This is a genomic window from Bacillus sp. ok061 (assembly GCF_900108285.1).
Classification (GTDB): domain Bacteria; phylum Bacillota; class Bacilli; order Bacillales; family Bacillaceae_G; genus Bacillus_A; species Bacillus_A thuringiensis_S.
The window spans coordinates 1-19,416 of sequence record NZ_FNUW01000002.1 but is presented as its reverse complement, the minus strand read 5'-3'; the positions used below and the strand labels follow the sequence as shown (position 1 = coordinate 19,416).

Genomic DNA, 19,416 nt, shown 5'->3' with positions numbered 1-19,416 from the left:
TAATAAAAAAGACACGAATTTCGTGTCTTTTTATTTTATAGAAATGACTCTACCCTTTTCACTACTTTCAATCGCTAATTGAATCAGTTTAATAACATCTAAACCTTCTTGTGCTGTTACAGGTAGTTTCTCACCATTTAATATACTATCTCGTACCCCTTTATAATAATTGTCATAACAACCGATTTCTGTTGGAATACGATCTAAGCTTCCTTCTGTTTCTAAAGTAGCAAAATTCTCTTCATCGTCTACTCCATAACCGTTATCACCTGGCTTCATTCCATTTTTTAATTGCTCTTCCTGCGAATCCATACCGTACTTCACGATAGAACCTTTCTCTCCATGCACTATAAAATGCGGTCCAGCTTTCTTCACATAACTGCTACTACGTAAAATGACACGTTTAGCTCCGTAATGAAGTACTATGTGGAAATAATCATCCACCTCTGCACCTGGTCGTTGTTTTATTACATCTGCACTTATCTCATCTGGTTTCCCGAATATTGATAACGCTTGGTCAATTAAATGCGATCCTAAATCGTATAATATACCGGAGCCTGGTAGATTTTTTTCTCTCCATCGATCACGTACATGTGGACGGAAACGATCAAAATTCGATTCATATGCGTATACATTCCCTACTCTGTTTTCTCCTAACAATTTCTTAATTGTTAAGAAATCATTATCAAAACGACGATTATGATATACGCTTAACGTTACATTATGCTGCTCTGCTAATGAAATAAGCTCTTCCCCTTCTTCAATTGAAACAACAAATGGTTTTTCTACAACAGCATGCTTACCGTTTAAAATTGCTTCTTTTACATATGGAAAATGAGTTGTATTAGGTGATGTAATAACAACTAAATCAACATCAGCTCGCTTCACCAATTCATCAATTGTACTAACAACATTAGCGTTTGGTAATGTTTCTTTTACTACCTCTTCTTTTGAGGATAATACAGCACGAATATCATATTTTTCTATCGTTTGTAATAGTGGGATATGAAATGTCGTACTAGAAAAACCAAATCCTACAATCCCTACACCTATTTTTTTCATGTTGCCCCTCCATTTGTCCCGCTTTAACGGGCAGTAAGATTCCTAACTCAAAATTTAGCGAAAGCTAAGGAATTAGGTGAGGAATCAACTGCTTGTTAAAGCCCGATTGGTTCAACTAATAATCAGTGGGGATGAAGAAACTCCCCATTGATTAAAGTTTCACTTTATGAGAACGATTTCATTCAGTTATTATAACAAGATTATTATTATTTACATAATAAATTGCCTAGAAAAAAGCATCTTGCTATGAATAATAGCAAGATGCTTTTTTACTCCGGTCGTTTTTTCGTCCACGTTTCTACTACTTCACCAGTATCATTAACATCTAGCACTAGGCTACCATTACTATACCGATCTTTATTTCGATACGCTTTCGGATCAATCTCTTCTACAATGTTTTTCTCTGTCTTCATGTAAACTAGTTCATCGTCCCGAACAATTTCAATACCGACAATGCGGTACGGATTACGTTTTAATTCTTTGAAAATAACAAGACCTCGTTTCGCCCTCGTTGATTTTTCAATTTCTGATGCTTTTAGACGTTTTACAGCACCGCGCTGTGTTACGAGAATAAGTTGATCTTTGTCACCATTTAACGGTTTACCAGAAGCGACATAGTCATCTTCTTTTAAATTAATTGCTTTCACACCAGCAGCTCTTACACCGACTGGACTTACTTCATCTTCATGGAAAATAAGTGCATATGCACCGTGTGTAGCAAGAACGATATCACTCGTTCCATCTGTCGCAAATATATCGACAACTTCATCATCTTTTTTCAAGTTTACAGCAACGAATGCCCTTGAATAACGCTGAACTTTATATTGATTTAATTCTGTTTTCTTTATCATACCATTTCGTGTTACAAATACGATAAATCGTTTTTCTTCCTCAAAGTTCGGTACAACCGTTGCCCAAATGATTGTTTCATCTCGGTCGAGTGAAACGATATTTGCAACGTGCTGACCTAAATCTTTCCAACGAATATCTGGCATTTCGTATACTGGAAGATATATATAGTTTCCTTTACTTGTGAATAAAAGAACTGTTTCAGTCGTATTCGTATCGAATCGTTCAAGTAAGATGTCACCCTCTTTCATACCGAAGTCTTTGCCATTTGATGCATTATGTGAGCGCCATCCAGTACGTTTCACATATCCTTCTTTCGTTACAGTAACGATGACATCTTCTTGTGGAATCATCACTTCTACGTCTATTTTAATTTCTTCAATTTGTTCTTCAATAATAGCGCGACGATCATCACTATATGTTTTCTTAACTCTCTTCAAATCAGTTTTAATGACTTGAAGTAATCTTTTTTCACTTTGTAAAATTGACTGTAGCTCTAGAATTTTCTTATTAAGCTCATCTGCTTCTTCTTGTAACGCCGTAATGTCTGTATTCGTTAAGCGATATAATTGCAAGGAAACAATTGCTTCCGCCTGTGCTTCTGTAAAGCCAAATTTTGCACTTAAATTATCTTTCGCATTACGCTTATCTTTTGAAGCTCGAATTGTCTCGATTACTTGGTCTAAAATCGATAATGCTTTCTTTAAACCTTCTACAATATGTTGACGATTTTCTGCTTTTCTTAATTCATATTGCGAACGTCTCGTAATAACCTCTTTTTGATGTCCAATATAAGCATCCAAAATTTTCGGTAATGTCATAAGTGTTGGACGGCGATTATTGATTGCTACCATATTAAAGTTATATGGAATTTGCAAATCTGTATTTTTATATAAATAATTTAAAATACCTTCGGCGTTTGCTTCTTTCTTTAATTCAACAACAATTCGCAAACCAGTACGATCTGTCTCATCACGCACTTCAGCAATGCCATCTAACTTTTTATCTAGACGTAATTCATCCATTTTCTTTACAAGGTTTGCCTTATTCACTTCGTAAGGAATTTCAGTGATTACAATTTGTTGTTTCCCACCACGCACTGTTTCAACTTCCGCTTTTCCACGAATAATAATTTTACCTTTACCTGTTTCATACGCCTTTTTAATACCATCAATCCCCTGAATAATACCGCCTGTTGGGAAATCTGGTCCTTTCATAACTGTTAATAAATCATCAACAGTACTATTTGGCTTATCAATACGCATCATTGTAGCGTCAATAACTTCTCCAAGATGATGCGGAGGAATTTCTGTTGCATAACCAGCGGAAATCCCTGTAGATCCGTTCACTAATAAATTCGGGAACGCTGCTGGTAATACAACCGGTTCTTCACTCGTATCATCAAAGTTTGACACAAATTCAACTGTTTCTTTATCAAGATCACGTAATAATTCAGATGCGATTGGTGATAAACGAGCTTCCGTATAACGCATCGCTGCCGCTGGGTCCCCATCAACACTACCGTTATTACCATGCATTTCAACTAAAACATTACGTACTTTCCAAGTTTGGCTTAAGCGTACCATTGCCTCATATACAGAGGAATCTCCATGTGGATGATAATTACCAATAACGTTACCTACTGTTTTAGCTGATTTACGAAACGCTTTATCATGTACATTACCTTCTACATACATAGAATATAAAATACGTCTTTGTACTGGCTTTAAGCCATCACGTGCATCTGGAAGTGCACGATCTTGAATAATATATTTACTATAACGTGCAAAGCGGTCACCTAACACGTCTTCAAGCGGGAGGTCATGAAACTTCTCTGCTTGCATGTTATTCCACCTCCGTCTCCATAATCATTTCATTTTCTAAAATATTTCCTTCTTCTTGCATACCAAACTGTACATTACGTTCAATCCATTTACGGCGCGGTTCTACTTTATCGCCCATTAACGTTGTAACACGACGCTCTGCTCTTGCTGCATCATCAATTTTCACGCGAATTAATGTACGCGTTTCAGGATTCATTGTTGTTTCCCATAATTGATCCGCATTCATTTCACCAAGCCCTTTATAACGTTGTAACATATAGCCTTTTCCAACTTTTTTCGTTACACCGTCTAATTCCTCATCTGACCAAGCGTATTCAATTACCTCACTCTTACCTTTTCCTTTACTTACTTTGTATAAAGGAGGAAGTGCGATAAACACTTTACCAGCTTCGATAAGTGGCTTCATATATCTGTAGAAGAACGTTAATAACAATACTTGAATATGAGCTCCATCCGTATCGGCATCGGTCATAATTACAACTTTATCGTAGTTAATATCTTCAACATCAAATTCATTTCCTACACCGCCGCCAATCGCATAAATGATTGTATTAATCTCTTCATTTTTAAAGATATCAGCAAGCTTTGCTTTCTCTGTATTAATTACTTTACCACGTAACGGTAATACGGCCTGGAAACGACGGTCTCGTCCTTGTTTCGCTGAACCACCGGCAGAGTCACCCTCTACTAAATACAATTCGTTTTTCTGAGGATTACGTGATTGTGCAGGTGTTAACTTCCCACTTAACGTACCTTCTGATTTTTTCTTCTTCTTACCACTACGTGCTTCTTCTCTCGCTTTACGAGCAGCCTCACGTGCTTGCGCTGCTTTAACTGCCTTTCTCACAAGAAGTGTAGCTACATCCGGGTTTTCCTCTAAAAAGTAAGCTAGATGCTCTGATACAATGGCATCAATAGAAGAACGAGCTTCACTTGTACCAAGTTTCCCTTTCGTTTGTCCTTCAAACTGAAGTACTTCTTCTGGTACACGTACAGAAACGATAGCCGCTACACCTTCACGAATATCTGTACCTTCTAAATTTTTATCTTTTTCTTTTAATAATGAAACTTTACGAGCATACTCATTGAACACACGCGTCATTGCTGTTTTAAATCCAGCTTCGTGTGTTCCACCATCTTTTGTACGTACGTTATTTACAAACGAAAGAATATTTTCTGAGTAACCATCATTAAACTGGAATGCTAGTTCTGCTTCAATCCCGTTTTGTTCACCAGTGAAATATACAACTGGGTGAATTGAATCTTTTTCTTCGTTTAAATATGAAACGAAAGCTTCAATTCCTGTTTCATAATGAAATATATCTTCTAAATCATTACGTTCGTCTTTTATCGAGATTTTCATTCCTTTTAATAAGAATGCAGATTCACGTAATCTCTCACATAATGTTTCATAATTGTAATTTGTCGTACTAAAAATCGTTGTATCTGGTTTGAAATGCATTGTTGTACCAGACTCTTTTGTTTTCCCGATTTTCTCTAACGTTGTTGCAGGAATGCCACCATTTTCAAAGCGTTGTTCATAAATGTTACCATCACGTTTAATTGTTACTACTAACCATTCTGACAAGGCGTTTACAACTGATGCCCCAACGCCGTGTAAACCACCACTCGTTTTATAGCCACCTTGGCCAAACTTACCACCTGCATGAAGTACAGTTAAAATAACTTCAGGTGTAGGTTTCCCAAGTTTATGCATTCCCGTAGGCATTCCTCGCCCTTTATCTATAACGCTAATACTATTATCTTTATGTATTACGACAGAAATTTCGTCGCCAAATCCCGCTAACGCCTCGTCAACGGAGTTATCTACTATTTCATATACTAAATGATGCAATCCACGGCTATCCGTACTCCCGATATACATACCCGGGCGTTTTCGAACGGCTTCAAGTCCTTCTAACACTTGAATCGCATCTTCATTATATTGGAACTGATGCTTCGCCAAACTCCTTGCCCCTTTCCTAATCCAAAATCAGAACATATGTTTCTATTATAGAATAACGCCTCGACTATAGTTTTGGCAAGTTATCTTATCTCTTTTATACACCATTTTCAATAGAAAAATCCTTGTTTTCTCACAAGGATTCCTCTAGGCTACTATTTCAGAAAAATAATCGTTTGTCAACGAGAAATGGATATGTATTCCAAGATTACACATTCCAAACCTTTATTATGATCCAAATGATCAAAATCCAAAATGGGATTACAAATAACAATCCCCAAAAACAGCCTTTAAAAAATCTCATGATGAACACCTCGTTCATCGGCCCTACTTATCTATAATGAGGGCTGAATCAATCTTTCTAACTTTAAGTCTATACTATTTTGTCATCGCATGTTCTACTTTAATACAACGATCCATTATTACAGTATAGTCTTTTTCTTTTAAAAGTTTATATGTATCTTCATCTTGTACTCCTAATTGTGCCCAAAAAACATCTGCATCAATCTCGACAAATTCTTTTGCAACATCCTTTAAAAACTCTGAGCGACGAAATACATTTACAATGTCAACGTGTTCCTTAATATCCTTTAGTGAAGAAACTGCCTTTTCTCCAAGCACCTCATTTACTGTTGGATTAACTGGAATAATGCGGTATCCAGCATCTTGCATTGCTTTTGAAACCATATACGATGTACGTTCTGGCTTATCTGATAATCCAACAACCGCAATTGTTTTGCTTTTCTTTAACACTTCACCAATTTCCGTACGAGTTGGGTTTTCAATTGTCATAATTAATCCCTCCTATTCCTTTAGTATAGCCGATAAAGAAAGTCTCTTTCAATATGAAAGAGACTTTCTTTTATTTCGATTATTGATTCTTTGTAGCTGAATTATCTGCTAAAGTAGCTGTTTTCGTCATTTTTTGACCGTTACGGTAGAATGTAACTTCTACTTTCTCGCCTACTTTTTTCTTTTCATATAAATATTTACGGAATTGAAGTGAATTTTCTACTTTTTGATCATCTAATGCTACTACAATATCATATTGCTCTAAACCAGCTTTTTCAGCTGGTGATATTGGGTAAATTTTACCTAATACAACACCATTAGTTACTTCTTTCGGTACTTTCAATTGATTGACTGCATAAGCTTGCACATCTTCTAACGAAACAACACCTACTCCAAGAGCTGGACGTTTTACTACTCCATCTTTTTCAAGAGATTCAATAACGGGCTTTGCAATATTAATTGGAATAGCAAATCCAATTCCTTCAACTTCTTGTTGTGCAATTTTACTTGAATTAATCCCAATTATTTCACCGTTTTGGTTAAATAATGCACCACCACTGTTACCAGGGTTAATCGCTGCATCTGTTTGAATAACTTGTGCTTGCCAATCTGGGCGTTTATCCCCATCAATATCAACTGGGATTTCACGTTCTTTACTACTGATTATACCTTCCGTTACACTTCCGTCAAATCCAAGTGGGTTACCGATTGCAATCGCTTTTTCACCCGCACGAAGTTTACTTGAGTCACCTAAAGTTGCAACTTTATTCACATTAGCCCCATCAATTTCAACAACAGCTAAGTCTAACCAAGGATCTTTCCCTACTAACTTTGCATCTACCTTTTTACCATCACTTAGTTTTACAGCAAGTTTATTCGCTCCATCTACTACGTGGTTGTTTGTTACAATATATGCTTTATTTCCTGCTTTTTTATAAATAACACCTGATCCTGAACCAGCTTGTTGTTCTTGACCTGTCGGTTGCATTGCAAATGGATCAACGCTTTGTTGCATATTAATAACACCTACAACAACATCTTTCGCTCCTTCAATCATACCAGGTAAATCAGTTTCATTTTTCGCTTTATTTACAACAGGAACTACAGTACCTTCTACTTTTGAATCCGAACTAAATGATGATACTGGTGCTCCATTATTTTGAGCCCATGGCATATATGGTGCTGCAAAACTAATCGAAACCGCTCCGACTACAGCTCCCACTAAACCTGTGAAGAAATAGCCTTTTTTACTACCTGATTTTCTCACTTCTCTCGTTTCACTATGCTCTTCATTTAAATTTGGTCCGTCGTAATATCCCATGTTTTATTTCCCCTCTCTGGTGAATTCGTATTTTCAGTATAGTCACGTTTTGTGTCCTTCTTGTGAACTCATCGTGAAATCCAATTAAAAAAATACTCCTATCTAACATTGTAGACAAGAAAAGTATTTTTTGTACATTCTACCTTCAAAAGAGAGTATAAAATCGCCATTTTCCTAGGCTAAATTACACAAATCGTTCTAGATTATTCTTCAAATTTATAACCAACTCGAATAACAGTACTGATATGCTTCGCTTTATCTCCTAACTTATTTCGAAGTTTTTTAATATGGGTATCAACCGTTCGGTCATCACCGTAATAGTCATATCCCCATAACTGGTCTAATAAATGTTGACGTGATAATACGATTCCTTTGTTCTCCATTAAATAAACGAGAAGTTCAAATTCTTTATGTGTCAATATAATTTCTTCTCCATCTACTAAAACAGTTCTAGATAGACGATTCACTTCTATTCCAGCTAAAGACATAGCATTTTCTTCCGCTACTCCTACCGCGCCATCCGCACGTTTCAATAACGTCTTTGCACGAGCTACTAACACTTTCGGGCTAAATGGTTTCGTTACATACTCGTCTGCACCTAATTCGAAACCTAGCAATGTATCATCCTCATCCGAACGCGCTGTCAACATAATAATTGGTACTGCTGATTCTTTTCTAATTCGTCTACAAACAGACCATCCATCTATTTCCGGTAACATAATATCTAACATAATTAAATCAATTTCATGCTCTGCAAATAACTCTAACGCTTTTTTTCCATCTTCTGCTTCGATTACTTCAAAGCCTTCATTACGAAAATAATCACTAACAATTTCACGTAATCTTCTTTCATCTTCAACAAGCAATACTGTTTTATTCATATAATCTATCCCGCCTTTTTACTCTTTCAATCGAATAATACGTTGATTGGAGCTTCCGCGAAATGGAAGTGTTAAATCTTTTTTCTCAATTTCAAACCTTCCATCGACTAAAACATCCCCATAATGTAACAACTCTATCATATCATTATTTTGAGAACTCTGTATCTCTTCTAACGTATAACCTGTATACATCCATAGGTTTTTTTTCAAATCTTTCACGATTTTTGCTACCTTTTTCACTTCAGCAGCTTGAAAAAATGGATCTCCACCTGAAAATGTTACATCAGTTAATGGATTACTTGCAATCTCTTTCACAATTTCTTCTACTGTCATTTCCGTCCCGTTGCAAATATTCCACGATTTTGGATTGTGGCAACCGACACAACGATGCGGACAGCCCGCAAAAAACACGACTGTCCGCAATCCTTCTCCATCTACTACACTATCATGAATAATATTCAGCACTTTCATTTATGTTTCACCCGATCTATCTCTTCACTACGTTTCGCACTATTCCACTTCGACATATCTCCTACAAGATAGCCTGTTATACGGCGAATTCTTTCTATATTAGCCTCATCTTCATTCCCGCAACTTGGACATTCATTTCCAATAACCCCGTGATAACTACAGCACTTACAACGGTCAACAGGATGATTAATTGAACCGTATCCAACGCCATGTTCTGCCATGGCTTGTACAATTTGTTTTAATGCCTTTTTGTTATGCATCGCTGCTCCGTCTAGTTCAATATACGTAATGTGTCCTCCATTACAGAGAGCATGGAACGGGCCTTCTAAACGGATTTTATTTATCGCTTGAATGTTATAATAAACTGGAATATGGAATGAATTGGTATAGTAATTATGGTTCGTTATACCGCTAATCACGCCAAATTCTTCTCTATCTTTTTTCACAAACTTTCCTGATAATCCTTCTGCTGGAGTTGCAATTATCGAGAAATTCAGTTGATGTTCTTCTGTCGCTTTATCCATTCTATCTCTCATAAAGGAAATAATTTCATACCCAAGTTTCCATGATTCTTCATCTTCCCCATGATGCTTTCCTGTTAAAGCTACTAAACATTCCGCAAGACCGATAAAACCAATACTTAACGTCCCTTGTTTTAAAATCGAAGCTACGGAGTCTTCAGGCTGCAACGTTTCTCCACCACGCCATACACCTTGTGAATATAAAAACTGAAAATCTCTTGCTCGCTTCGTACATTGATACACAAATCTTTCTAATAGCTGCTTAATTCCTAAATCTAAATAGTAGTTTAGCGCTTCAAAAAATGCTTCTTTTGAACCACTAATTAACGCTAATTTCACTAAATTAATAGACGTAAATGATAAATTCCCTCTACCAATCGCTGTTTCTTCTCCATGTATATTAGACATAACACGGGTACGACATCCCATGTAACATACTTCACTTTCTGGTCTTCCATCATAATGCACTGCATTAAACGGAGCATCTAAAAATGAAAAGTTAGGGAATAATCGCTCTGCAGTTGTCTCTAATGCTAATTCAAATAAATCGTAATTCGGATCACTTTCTTCAAAATTTACACCTTTTTTCATCTTGAAAATTTGAATCGGAAAAATCGGTGTCTCGCCTTTACCAAGTCCAGCTTGTGTCGCTTTTAATAGTTGTTTAATTAACATTCTTCCTTCTTTTGATGTATCTGTTCCGTAATTAATAGAAATAAACGGTACTTGTCCTCCGCCCCTACTATGCATACTATTCGAATTATGAACGAAAGCCTCACACGCTTGATACGTATCATTTTCCGTTTCTTTCCATGCGAATTCTTCTATTTGTTCTTTCGTAAGTGGATATGATTGTAATCGTTTTTTATGTCTCTCAATTGTTTTTCGTACATAAGGCGCTAAATCAATATCAAAGAGTGCAAACGATTGACCGCCATGCTGCATATTTTGATTCGCTTGAAAAATAATAGACGAAAGAGCCAATGCACTTTTAATGTCTTGTGGTTGTCTCATATGTCCATGTCCAGTATGAAAACCGTTAGCAAGCATTTGCGCTAACGGAATTTGCGAACAAGTCGTCGTTCCTGTCGCATAAAAATCTAAATCATGTGGATATAATATATTTTCATTTATCGCTTTTTTCACTTGATCTGACAATAAATTCTCAACAGCATAATATTTTGCACTCTCAGATGCGAACGTTCCCATTACACCCATTGGAGAGCGGCCGTCTACATTTGCATTTTCTTGCATTAAATCTTGTTCATTGCCGTGGACTATCGTCTCGAACACTTTCATTAATTCTTCTCCACGTGTATTATTTTGTAACATTTATAACCCTCCACCAATATGTTGTTGTCTTTTGATTAAAATGTTACTACATATAGTCTTGCTGTTTCTGTGAGAAATGTAACATTACTGTGAAATTTTTTTCACGAAATAATGAATTTTTCATTTACAAAAAAGAAATGTGCTCTTTACAAATGTATGGTACAATATACGGGAAAAACTCTTTTTACCCTTTATCAACACATTTGAATAAAGGAGACTGAACTTATGGTTACTACATATCTTTTATTTATCGTTGCCTACTTGCTTGGCTCGATTCCATTTGCACTAGTTGTTGGAAAAATTGGCTACGGAATCGATATTCGTGAGCATGGGAGCGGTAATCTAGGCGGAACAAACACATTCCGTACATTAGGGAAAAAAGCAGGTTTTACCGTTACAATTGCTGACATTTTAAAAGGGACATTAGCAACAAGTCTACCAATGATTTTCGGATTAGATATTCACCCACTATGGTTCGGGTTAGCGGCTGTTCTTGGACATGTCTACCCGATTTTCGCGAAATTCCGTGGTGGTAAAGCAGTTGCAACTTCTGCTGGGGTGCTATTATGCTATTCACCAGTTGTTTTTGCAATATTGGCTGTTGTATTTTTCACCCTTTTATTTACAACAAGATACGTATCACTTTCTTCTATGGTAACAGCAGTTGTTGCTGTTATTGCATCCATTGTTAGCGGGGATAAAATCTTCATTATTGCGATGTGTTTATTAGCAGGTATGGTTATTTATAAACACCGTGCAAATATCGGACGAATTATAAATAAAACTGAACCAAAAGCAAACTTTTCAAAAAAGCAAAAATAAGATCGTAACCCACATAACGCAAAAAGAAAACGTGAAGCATATTAATAGCGTCTTTTTGCGTTATTTTTTATACTAAAGAAAAAGCAACATAACTTGGAGGAACTATACATGAATCTTTCCGTAACAAAAGAAGCAGCACAATGGTATAAAAATGAATTAAACTTACAATTAAATGAAACACTACGCTTTTTCGTACAATACGGTGGTTGCAGTACTGTGCAAAAAGGACTTTCTTTAGGTATTCGTAAAGATGATCCTGCACACCCTGCTGTTCAAATTCAAGAAGAAGGTATTAATTTCTTTATTGAAGGCGATGATGAATGGTTCTTCGATGGACATAATTTATCTGTTACACTTGACGAAGGTGACGACTTCCCACAATTTAATTATGAAAAATAAAAAAGCGCGGCTTCTGCCACGCTTTTTTATTTTTTCTTAATTTCCTCATATTTCGCATACCACTCAGGATATAACTTTTTAAATGATACAGGGCGGAACCCTTCTTTTTTCGCACAAATATTCGTCGTACTTGCAGTAATACAAAGATCACCATCACCATTATATATTTCATATCCATATACAACGCGAAGTGGGCTCACAGTATCTACCCATGTTTTTACGATTGCCTTTTCTCCATAACGCATCGCTTTACGATATGAAATTTGTAAATCTAACACAGGAGAAATAATTCCTTCTTTCTCCATTTCAACATATGAAAAACCTAAATCTTGTATAAGTTTCGTGCGACCTAACTCAAGCCACACTAAGTAGTTTGAATGGTAAACAACACCCATTTGATCTGTTTCCGCATAACGGATTTCAACTTCATGTTCTGCTACAAACATATGTATTCGCCTTCTTTCACTTCTGCTACCTTGCATACATTTAATCATAATACAGTAACATCAAAAATAAAATAAAAACAGTGAATCTTTTACTGAAAGGAGCCAGCATATGATTCAAATTGTAACTGTCCGTAGTGGTGATAGCGTATATAGCTTGGCATCAAAATATGGATCAACACCTGACGAAATAGTAAAAGACAATGGACTAAATCCAGCTGAAACGCTCGTTGTTGGTCAGGCACTTATCGTTAATACGAAAGGAAATAATTATTATGTACAGCCTGGTGACAGCCTATATCGAATTTCTCAAACATATAATGTCCCCCTCGCTAGTTTAGCTAAAGTTAATAATTTATCTTTAAAATCTATTCTCCATGTCGGACAACAATTATATGTACCAAAAGGCACAAAACGAGCTGTAGAATCCATCGCTTATTTACAACCTTCAACTATACCGATTAAAGAGAGTTTAGTTAATGCTACACGTGCCATCAATCCATTTTTAACATACTTAGCTTATTTTAGTTTTGAAGCAAAAAGAGATGGCACATTAAAAGAACCTACTGAAACAGCTAAAATCGCTAATATTGCAACGCAAGGTAAAACAATCCCTATGCTCGTTATTACAAATATTGAAAATGGTAATTTCAGTGCCGATCTAACATCGGTTATTTTACGCGACGCAACGATTCAAAACAAATTTATTACTAACATTTTGCAAACAGCTGAAAAATATGGCATGCGAGACATTCATTTCGATTTCGAGAGTGTAGCACCTGAAGACCGCGAGGCGTATAATCGCTTTTTACGAAATGTAAAAACACGCTTACCTAGCGGGTACACATTGAGCACAACTCTCGTACCGAAAACAAGTTCAAATCAAAAGGGAAAATTTTTCGAAGCTCACGATTATAAAGCGCAAGGGCAAATTGTTGATTTCGTCGTCATTATGACCTATGACTGGGGATGGCAAGGCGGGCCACCGATGGCGATTTCTCCTATCGGTCCGGTGAAAGAAGTACTTCAATATGCAAAATCTCAAATGCCTCCACAAAAAATTATGATGGGGCAAAATTTATACGGGTTTGATTGGAAACTTCCATTTAAACAAGGAAATCCGCCCGCAAAAGCAATTAGCTCCGTCGCAGCTGTTGCACTAGCTCGTAAATATAATGTTCCTATTCGTTATGATTTCACAGCCCAAGCTCCTCATTTTAATTATTTTGATGAAAACGGCGTGCAACACGAAGTTTGGTTTGAAGATTCACGGTCTGTTCAAAGTAAATTCAATTTAATGAAAGAACAAGGTATAGGTGGTATTAGTTACTGGAAAATCGGTTTACCATTCCCACAAAATTGGCGTTTACTCGTTGAAAATTTTACGATTACGAAAAAGGGCTGACAAAAGTCAGCCCTTTTTTTCATATTACTGCTAAAAACTCATCTTTCATTTCCTCACAAAAAAGAAGAATGATAACATTCTCCTTTTTAACCGTTATCAACAATCGGTTGTTTACCTGTTTGATCTTGCATTTGCTTTCCTTTATTTCCACCAGCTTTTTTCGATTGTGTTCCAATATGATTTGGTGCAAAGTCTTTTGAATTTTTTTTCGGATTACCCATTACTATCGCCTCCTTAACACTAGTATCGTACTAGTGTTAAGAATTATTCAGCTTGCTTAAAAAGTTTCATTTCATAACGTTTTTCAATGCGCTCTTCAATGCGATCAATTGCATCACGATCGCTTAATAATTGTTGTTTATTTTCATTTACAAGTTCTTCAAACGATTTACGGCGACTTCTTCTCATGTTGTTCACCCTCTCTCCTTCGCTTTCTTATTACATAGTATGAGCAAACGAAAAACTCTTTAATCAGATTTGTAAGAAAATTTTATGTTTTAGTACTCCTAAAAAAACTCCGTGTACAATATATTGCACACGGAGTTTTTATACCATAACGTTTAAATACTCTTTCAACTTTTCATCTGCATTCATTTCATTTTCTTTATAATCATGAAGCGCCTGTAATACAAAATCATACTGTTCTAAAATATAACTTTCTAATTTCATAACATCCTCTAAGCTATTAAGCATAATTCTCGTATTACCAACTTCACTTTTTAACGCTGGTTCGCATTTTAAGCTTGTACATATTTCTTTCACACCATCTTCTAATATCTCTGTTAATACATATTTTTTTCGCCCTTTTACCTTTACTCTCATAACTGGATAAAAAGCTTTTATATCTAAATAACTTCCTACGTTCATACAACGTAGCCATTCTACATTACGTTTATTACATACAAGCATTTCTTTCACCGCTTCGTATACCGCAGTTTCATCAAGCACAGCCTTATTTACTTTTCGGTTCCCTTTTTCTTCAATAGCTGCACACTTTTGATAAACAGCAGCACACGTAATGCAATCGTCAAATGCATTATGAGAACTTAAACGAATTCCAAGGATTCGTTTTAACGTTTCAAGTTTATGATTAGGCGCATGCTTCATGTATTTCTTCGCTAAAAATACAGTATCAATTACTTTATTTTTAGGTTCAGGCAGCCCCAGCATATTTACATTACTTTTCAAAAAACGCATATCAAAAGAAGCATTATGGGCCACAATAACATTTGTATGTAAAAATGCTAAAAATAAAGGTAACACTTCTTCAATCGTCGGTGCATCTGAAACACGATAATTAGTAATGCCTGTTAAACTCGTTATTCGGTCCGGAATTGGCCGCTCTGGATTCACGTATGAAACAAATTGATCTACCAGTTCATGATTACGATATTTCACCGCTGCAACTTGAATAATTTTATCATTATAAGGGTTAAATCCTGTTGTTTCAAAATCAATTACAACATAATCTAACGGTAAGGATACATTCCCCACTCCATACACTCCTTTATCTCTAAACGATTATATTTCTTACATCATATCATGAAGTTATTACTACTTGAAAAAGAAAAGGCAGAAATGGGAACTCTCCACCTCTACCTTTTCACCATTATTTTAATTTAGCAACCCTTTTCTCCATCTCTTTTTGCGTCATCGGCCCAATAAACTTATCTTGAATGACACCTTTTGTATCTATAAAATACGAAGTTGGAATCGTAATTACTTTATACGCTGTTGTCACATCAATGTTCTTGTCCAATAAAATAGGAAAAGTAATTCCTTTTTCTTTAGCAAAATTGCTTACCTTTTCTTCCCCCCCACCTTTTTCTGAAGGCGTATAGTTGATTGCTAAAATTTCTACGTTTTCTTTATGTTCTTTATAGAAAGCCTCCATATCCGGCATTTCTTGTTGGCAAGGTCCACACCACGTTGCCCAAAAGTTTAAAATCACTTTCTTTCCTTTTAAATCTGATAGCTTTACATTCGTTCCATCTAACTTCGTTAATTCGAAGTCTGGCGCACTCTTCCCTATTTCAATACCATTACTTGCAATCATCTCTTTCATAGCAGCTTCACTTTGTTCTTGCTCCCCTTGTACCACCTGCTCTTTTTTACCAAACTGTTCATAAGCTGCATATCCCGCTAAACAAAGTAACACTACAATAATCGTAAGCTTCCGCCACATGTTATATCACCCTAACGTATTTATCTTCTTATAACTTAATCACTAAAATACTCTATACCTTATTTTAGCTTATACGGACAAGCTTGGAAATATTCACAGTCTAAATAATCAAAATATTCGTAATTCGCATGAAATATTTTCCTTTTTACCATATAATTAGAAATACATATGAAACCGGCGAGGTGATATGTATTTTACAATTGCTAATCAACCCGTTCACTTTACTATTACTATGTATTTGTTTGAGCAGTTTGCTATACAAATTTAAATTGGCTGCTATTATTATTTCTTTTACTGTCCCTTTTATATTTTTCATTATCGTCTCTGAATTTGACATACACCTAGCTTTACAAAGCTTTGATGCTTGGATCGTTTCTAGTACTGTTTATTCTGTACTTTCCTACATAACGGCAGCTTTAATAAGAAGAAAACGGCACATATAGAAATGTCAAAAAGGAGGATGTTTTTATGAATTTATTTGAAAAAATACTATTATATATTCTTAGTTTTATATTTTCCCCAATCGGCATTATCACTTGGATCATCTCGCTCTTCAGTAAAGATCCTGAAAAAAGGCGAGTGGGACGTATTTGCCTCTATATCGCTTTAATCTCATTTATCCTATTAGCTGGCCTTGGTGTTCTTACTTTCTTCACGACGACTACTACCACTACTATACAGTAGTTATAGAAAGGATGATTATGTTGGGAGAACATCCTATAAGTAAAGAACTTCGTTATATACGAATATCCTTAGTTGTTTTAGTAATCGTTCTTTTATTTTTCAACAGTGAAAAAGTCGTTGAAATTTCTACAAATCATGATTCCATAGAAAATATTCCCACCAGTAATATGACACAAATTGCGGAAAATACATTCGCTATTCAAGAATATAATCCATCACTAAGTAGTGAACATACAATTAAGATTTTCAAATATAATCCAGATACAAATCAACTTACTCTAGTCAAAGAGTTTAGCGCTAACGATACTGAGTCCTACACGGACCAACTTAATAATACTGAATAAAGATAAGAGCACTACATAGCTCTTATCTTTTTATTAGCATTTCTTTAAACAATGAATTACAATTTAATAACTCTTTAGGATCGCCACATTCCATAATAACTCCATTCTTCATTACAACAACTCGATCTGCTCTCATTGCCCTCTTCACATCATGCGTAGTCACAACTCTCGTTACATCTCTTCCTAGCCCTTCAATCATATTCCAAATCAATTCTTGATTGTCCGGATCTAACCCTGCAGTCGGTTCATCTAAAATAATAAGATTTGGGTTTGAAACAATCACTCGTAATAGTGCGAGACGTTTTCTTTCTCCTCCCGAAAACTCTTCACCGCTTTTATGTAGTACAGTTTGAATCCCTTCTGCTAATCCTCTAATAAGCCGCTTCACATTTACAAGTTCCATGTTTTTTTCTAACTGATTTCCTAAACCCTCTCCCCCGAAATACATATTCTCATTTACCGTCGTTCGGAAAAAACGTGGTTCTTGCCACACTGTAGTCATACGAGCTTCATTCCCATAATAAGCAATGCTACCATTAGATGGTTTATACAAACTCGTTATTAACTTTAAAAGCGTTGTTTTTCCTGCACCGCTTTCTCCCACAATAATAACGAGTTCACCAGGACGAATGTGCAAATCAATATTATGAATTCTAAATTTCTCTCCATCATTCTCCTGAAATGAAACATTTGCTATCCTCATCCCCATTGCTCTTTCTACATTACTATCTGCCGCTCGTTTATCTAAAAAACAAAAAACTCTATTTGCCGAAGCGACTGCTACTTGTGTCATCATTAACAAATCACCCACATAACGGACAGGGAAAAATAGCATCTCAATTGTCGCTAACACTGCCACAAGTGAACCAACTTCTATTTCTCCCCTCATTATTTTTTGCGCGCCTACAATGAGAACAACAATATATGCTCCTGTTTCAATCACTGTTCCAACTACTCCAATGCTATGTTGCATCATCGTCTTCTTTACTTCCGATTTATAAGATTGTGCCGTTACTCCTTTAAATAAGCGAATGGCCCATTTTTCTTTTTGTAAACTACGTAGATCTTGTATACCCTTTACAAACTGTGACACCATCTCTACAACACTCGATTGATTGTTTTGAGCAATGCTTGCAATATCCCTTACCTTTTCTCCCATCAGTATTGGAACAATTGCACTTAAAAATAAAAACGGAGTTACCCACAATATAAACTGTATATCTATATGTTGTAGTGCTATGAAAGCTCCAATAAATTGGGCAATAGCGTGTATATACTCTATTAATATAGAGCCATATAATCTGACCAAGTTCGGAATATCAGATACGACCCAAGTTTCTAACTCCCCTTGCTTGATCTTCTCACTCTCTTCAAACGGTAATGAGAAATAGTGACGCAATAATTCTATATGTTTCGTTTGTAATATATGTTGACTCGCTTTTGAACTTATATAATCAAATAGAAGATTGTTCGTCCACATTAAAAAGCGACTACCCGCAAACAAAGCTGTATATAAATAGGCACTTTTTAACTCCCTTTGAATAAGATTGTCTACAATTACCCCCATGAAGATTGGACGCGACAAGTTTAAAATAGCAGCTATAATTCCACTACAAATGGCTGCTATAACTAATATTTTCTCCTGTCGTAATGGTAACAATATTCTTTTATATTCTTTCATGATGTTCCCTCCATTTTTATAGTAAAAAGAAAGGGATGAAACCATATGGTTTCATCCCTTTCCATAAAATAAGGAAGCTAACTATTGTTAGCTTCCTTCAGGCTGTGGAGAAAGTCTTCTCCACAGCCTGTTTTTGTGTCTGAACCTCTTTTTATGTGTCAACACTGATAAAAAGAGGTAAAGGAGAGATTTTTTATGATGGGTGCTTTAAAAAATCATCGTGATGAACGTGTATCTGTTTCTGTAGAAGAGTTGGTTCCACAAGATCATTTCCTTCGTGCGATCGAAGCGACAATTAGTTTTGATTTTATTGAAGAGAAGTTACGCCCTTATTACTGTGAAAACAATGGACGTCCGTCAATCCATCCTATCGTTTTATTTAAAATGATGTTTATTGGATATTTTTACGGTATTCGT

General features: G+C 35.8%; 20 protein-coding genes. 6 read left to right on the top strand and 14 right to left on the bottom strand.

Annotation, left to right across the window (positions count from 1 at the left end; all coding sequences use genetic code 11):
* Positions 1-30: 30 nt before the first annotated feature.
* From C4S65_RS02745 to C4S65_RS02705, 8 genes are all read right to left on the bottom strand, one after another.
* Positions 31-1,062 carry an oxidoreductase gene (locus C4S65_RS02745; RefSeq protein WP_086407545.1) on the bottom strand — a complete coding sequence of 344 codons (1,032 nt, stop codon included), beginning with the start codon at positions 1,060-1,062 and terminating at the stop codon, positions 31-33.
* A 269-nt stretch (positions 1,063-1,331) separates the two neighbouring features.
* Positions 1,332-3,755, bottom strand: coding sequence for a DNA topoisomerase IV subunit A (gene parC, locus C4S65_RS02740; protein WP_001147467.1), 2,424 nt, complete (start codon positions 3,753-3,755; stop codon positions 1,332-1,334).
* Between the two features lies 1 nt (position 3,756).
* The gene (gene parE / locus C4S65_RS02735) at positions 3,757-5,721 is read right to left on the bottom strand and encodes a DNA topoisomerase IV subunit B (protein WP_001062191.1); all 1,965 of its coding nucleotides are present in this window, start codon (positions 5,719-5,721) and stop codon (positions 3,757-3,759) included.
* A 375-nt stretch (positions 5,722-6,096) separates the two neighbouring features.
* Positions 6,097-6,510, bottom strand: coding sequence for a CoA-binding protein (locus C4S65_RS02725; RefSeq protein ID WP_086407546.1), 414 nt, complete (start codon positions 6,508-6,510; stop codon positions 6,097-6,099).
* Between the two features lie 79 nt (positions 6,511-6,589).
* Positions 6,590-7,831 (bottom strand): trypsin-like peptidase domain-containing protein, encoded by a 1,242-nt coding sequence (locus C4S65_RS02720; protein ID WP_000542642.1) that lies wholly within the window; start codon positions 7,829-7,831, stop codon positions 6,590-6,592.
* Positions 7,832-8,034: 203 nt separating this feature from the next.
* On the bottom strand, positions 8,035-8,712 hold the full coding sequence (locus tag C4S65_RS02715) for a response regulator transcription factor (protein ID WP_001044680.1): 678 nt from the start codon (positions 8,710-8,712) through the stop codon (positions 8,035-8,037).
* Between the two features lie 18 nt (positions 8,713-8,730).
* Positions 8,731-9,183, bottom strand: a complete 453-nt coding sequence (gene nrdG, locus C4S65_RS02710; protein WP_000866404.1) for an anaerobic ribonucleoside-triphosphate reductase activating protein — start codon at positions 9,181-9,183, stop codon at positions 8,731-8,733.
* Positions 9,180-11,036, bottom strand: a complete 1,857-nt coding sequence (locus tag C4S65_RS02705; RefSeq protein WP_061665778.1) for an anaerobic ribonucleoside triphosphate reductase — start codon at positions 11,034-11,036, stop codon at positions 9,180-9,182. The genes nrdG and C4S65_RS02705 overlap by 4 nt, the downstream gene beginning before the upstream one ends.
* Positions 11,037-11,261: 225 nt before the next feature.
* Here C4S65_RS02705 and plsY point away from each other — a divergent pair, with 225 nt between their 5' ends.
* Together plsY and C4S65_RS02695 are read left to right on the top strand one after the other, a co-directional pair.
* A complete protein-coding gene (gene plsY / locus C4S65_RS02700; RefSeq protein WP_000258974.1) occupies positions 11,262-11,858 on the top strand; it encodes a glycerol-3-phosphate 1-O-acyltransferase PlsY in 597 nt (198 codons plus the stop codon).
* 108 nt (positions 11,859-11,966) lie between these two features.
* Positions 11,967-12,257 (top strand): HesB/YadR/YfhF family protein, encoded by a 291-nt coding sequence (locus tag C4S65_RS02695; RefSeq protein ID WP_001054441.1) that lies wholly within the window; start codon positions 11,967-11,969, stop codon positions 12,255-12,257.
* Positions 12,258-12,283: 26 nt separating this feature from the next.
* Here C4S65_RS02695 and C4S65_RS02690 read toward each other — a convergent pair whose 3' ends face one another.
* Entirely contained in the window at positions 12,284-12,703 is a 420-nt protein-coding gene (locus C4S65_RS02690) for a thioesterase family protein (RefSeq protein WP_000495808.1), read from the bottom strand.
* A 109-nt stretch (positions 12,704-12,812) separates the two neighbouring features.
* On the opposite strand from C4S65_RS02690, the gene C4S65_RS02685 reads away from it, so the two are divergent.
* Complete coding sequence (locus C4S65_RS02685; protein ID WP_000614855.1) at positions 12,813-14,105, top strand: glycosyl hydrolase family 18 protein; 1,293 nt, start codon at positions 12,813-12,815, stop codon at positions 14,103-14,105.
* An 86-nt stretch (positions 14,106-14,191) separates the two neighbouring features.
* On the opposite strand, the gene sspN is transcribed toward C4S65_RS02685, so the two are convergent.
* From sspN to C4S65_RS02665, 4 genes are all read right to left on the bottom strand, one after another.
* Positions 14,192-14,326, bottom strand: coding sequence for an acid-soluble spore protein SspN (gene sspN, locus C4S65_RS02680; protein ID WP_000527987.1), 135 nt, complete (start codon positions 14,324-14,326; stop codon positions 14,192-14,194).
* 43 nt (positions 14,327-14,369) lie between these two features.
* Complete coding sequence (locus C4S65_RS02675) at positions 14,370-14,513, bottom strand: FbpB family small basic protein (RefSeq protein ID WP_001254699.1); 144 nt, start codon at positions 14,511-14,513, stop codon at positions 14,370-14,372.
* Between the two features lie 138 nt (positions 14,514-14,651).
* A complete protein-coding gene (locus tag C4S65_RS02670; protein ID WP_000528752.1) occupies positions 14,652-15,599 on the bottom strand; it encodes a 3'-5' exonuclease in 948 nt (315 codons plus the stop codon).
* Between the two features lie 115 nt (positions 15,600-15,714).
* Complete coding sequence (locus tag C4S65_RS02665) at positions 15,715-16,290, bottom strand: redoxin domain-containing protein (protein ID WP_000269065.1); 576 nt, start codon at positions 16,288-16,290, stop codon at positions 15,715-15,717.
* Positions 16,291-16,758: 468 nt separating this feature from the next.
* Between C4S65_RS02665 and C4S65_RS02660 the strand changes: the two genes are divergently transcribed.
* Both C4S65_RS02660 and C4S65_RS02655 read left to right on the top strand, forming a co-directional pair.
* Positions 16,759-16,974 (top strand): hypothetical protein, encoded by a 216-nt coding sequence (locus C4S65_RS02660; RefSeq protein ID WP_001047913.1) that lies wholly within the window; start codon positions 16,759-16,761, stop codon positions 16,972-16,974.
* An 11-nt stretch (positions 16,975-16,985) separates the two neighbouring features.
* Positions 16,986-17,318: a YmzC family protein gene (locus C4S65_RS02655; protein ID WP_080546860.1), complete on the top strand. Its 333-nt coding sequence runs from the start codon at positions 16,986-16,988 to the stop codon at positions 17,316-17,318.
* Between the two features lie 22 nt (positions 17,319-17,340).
* Here the strand turns inward: C4S65_RS02655 and C4S65_RS02650 are convergent, their stop codons facing one another.
* Positions 17,341-18,999, bottom strand: a complete 1,659-nt coding sequence (locus tag C4S65_RS02650; RefSeq protein ID WP_000666384.1) for an ABC transporter ATP-binding protein — start codon at positions 18,997-18,999, stop codon at positions 17,341-17,343.
* Between the two features lie 195 nt (positions 19,000-19,194).
* Between C4S65_RS02650 and C4S65_RS02645 the strand changes: the two genes are divergently transcribed.
* On the top strand, positions 19,195-19,416 hold a 222-nt coding region (locus tag C4S65_RS02645; RefSeq protein ID WP_181032126.1), incomplete at its 3' end, for a transposase.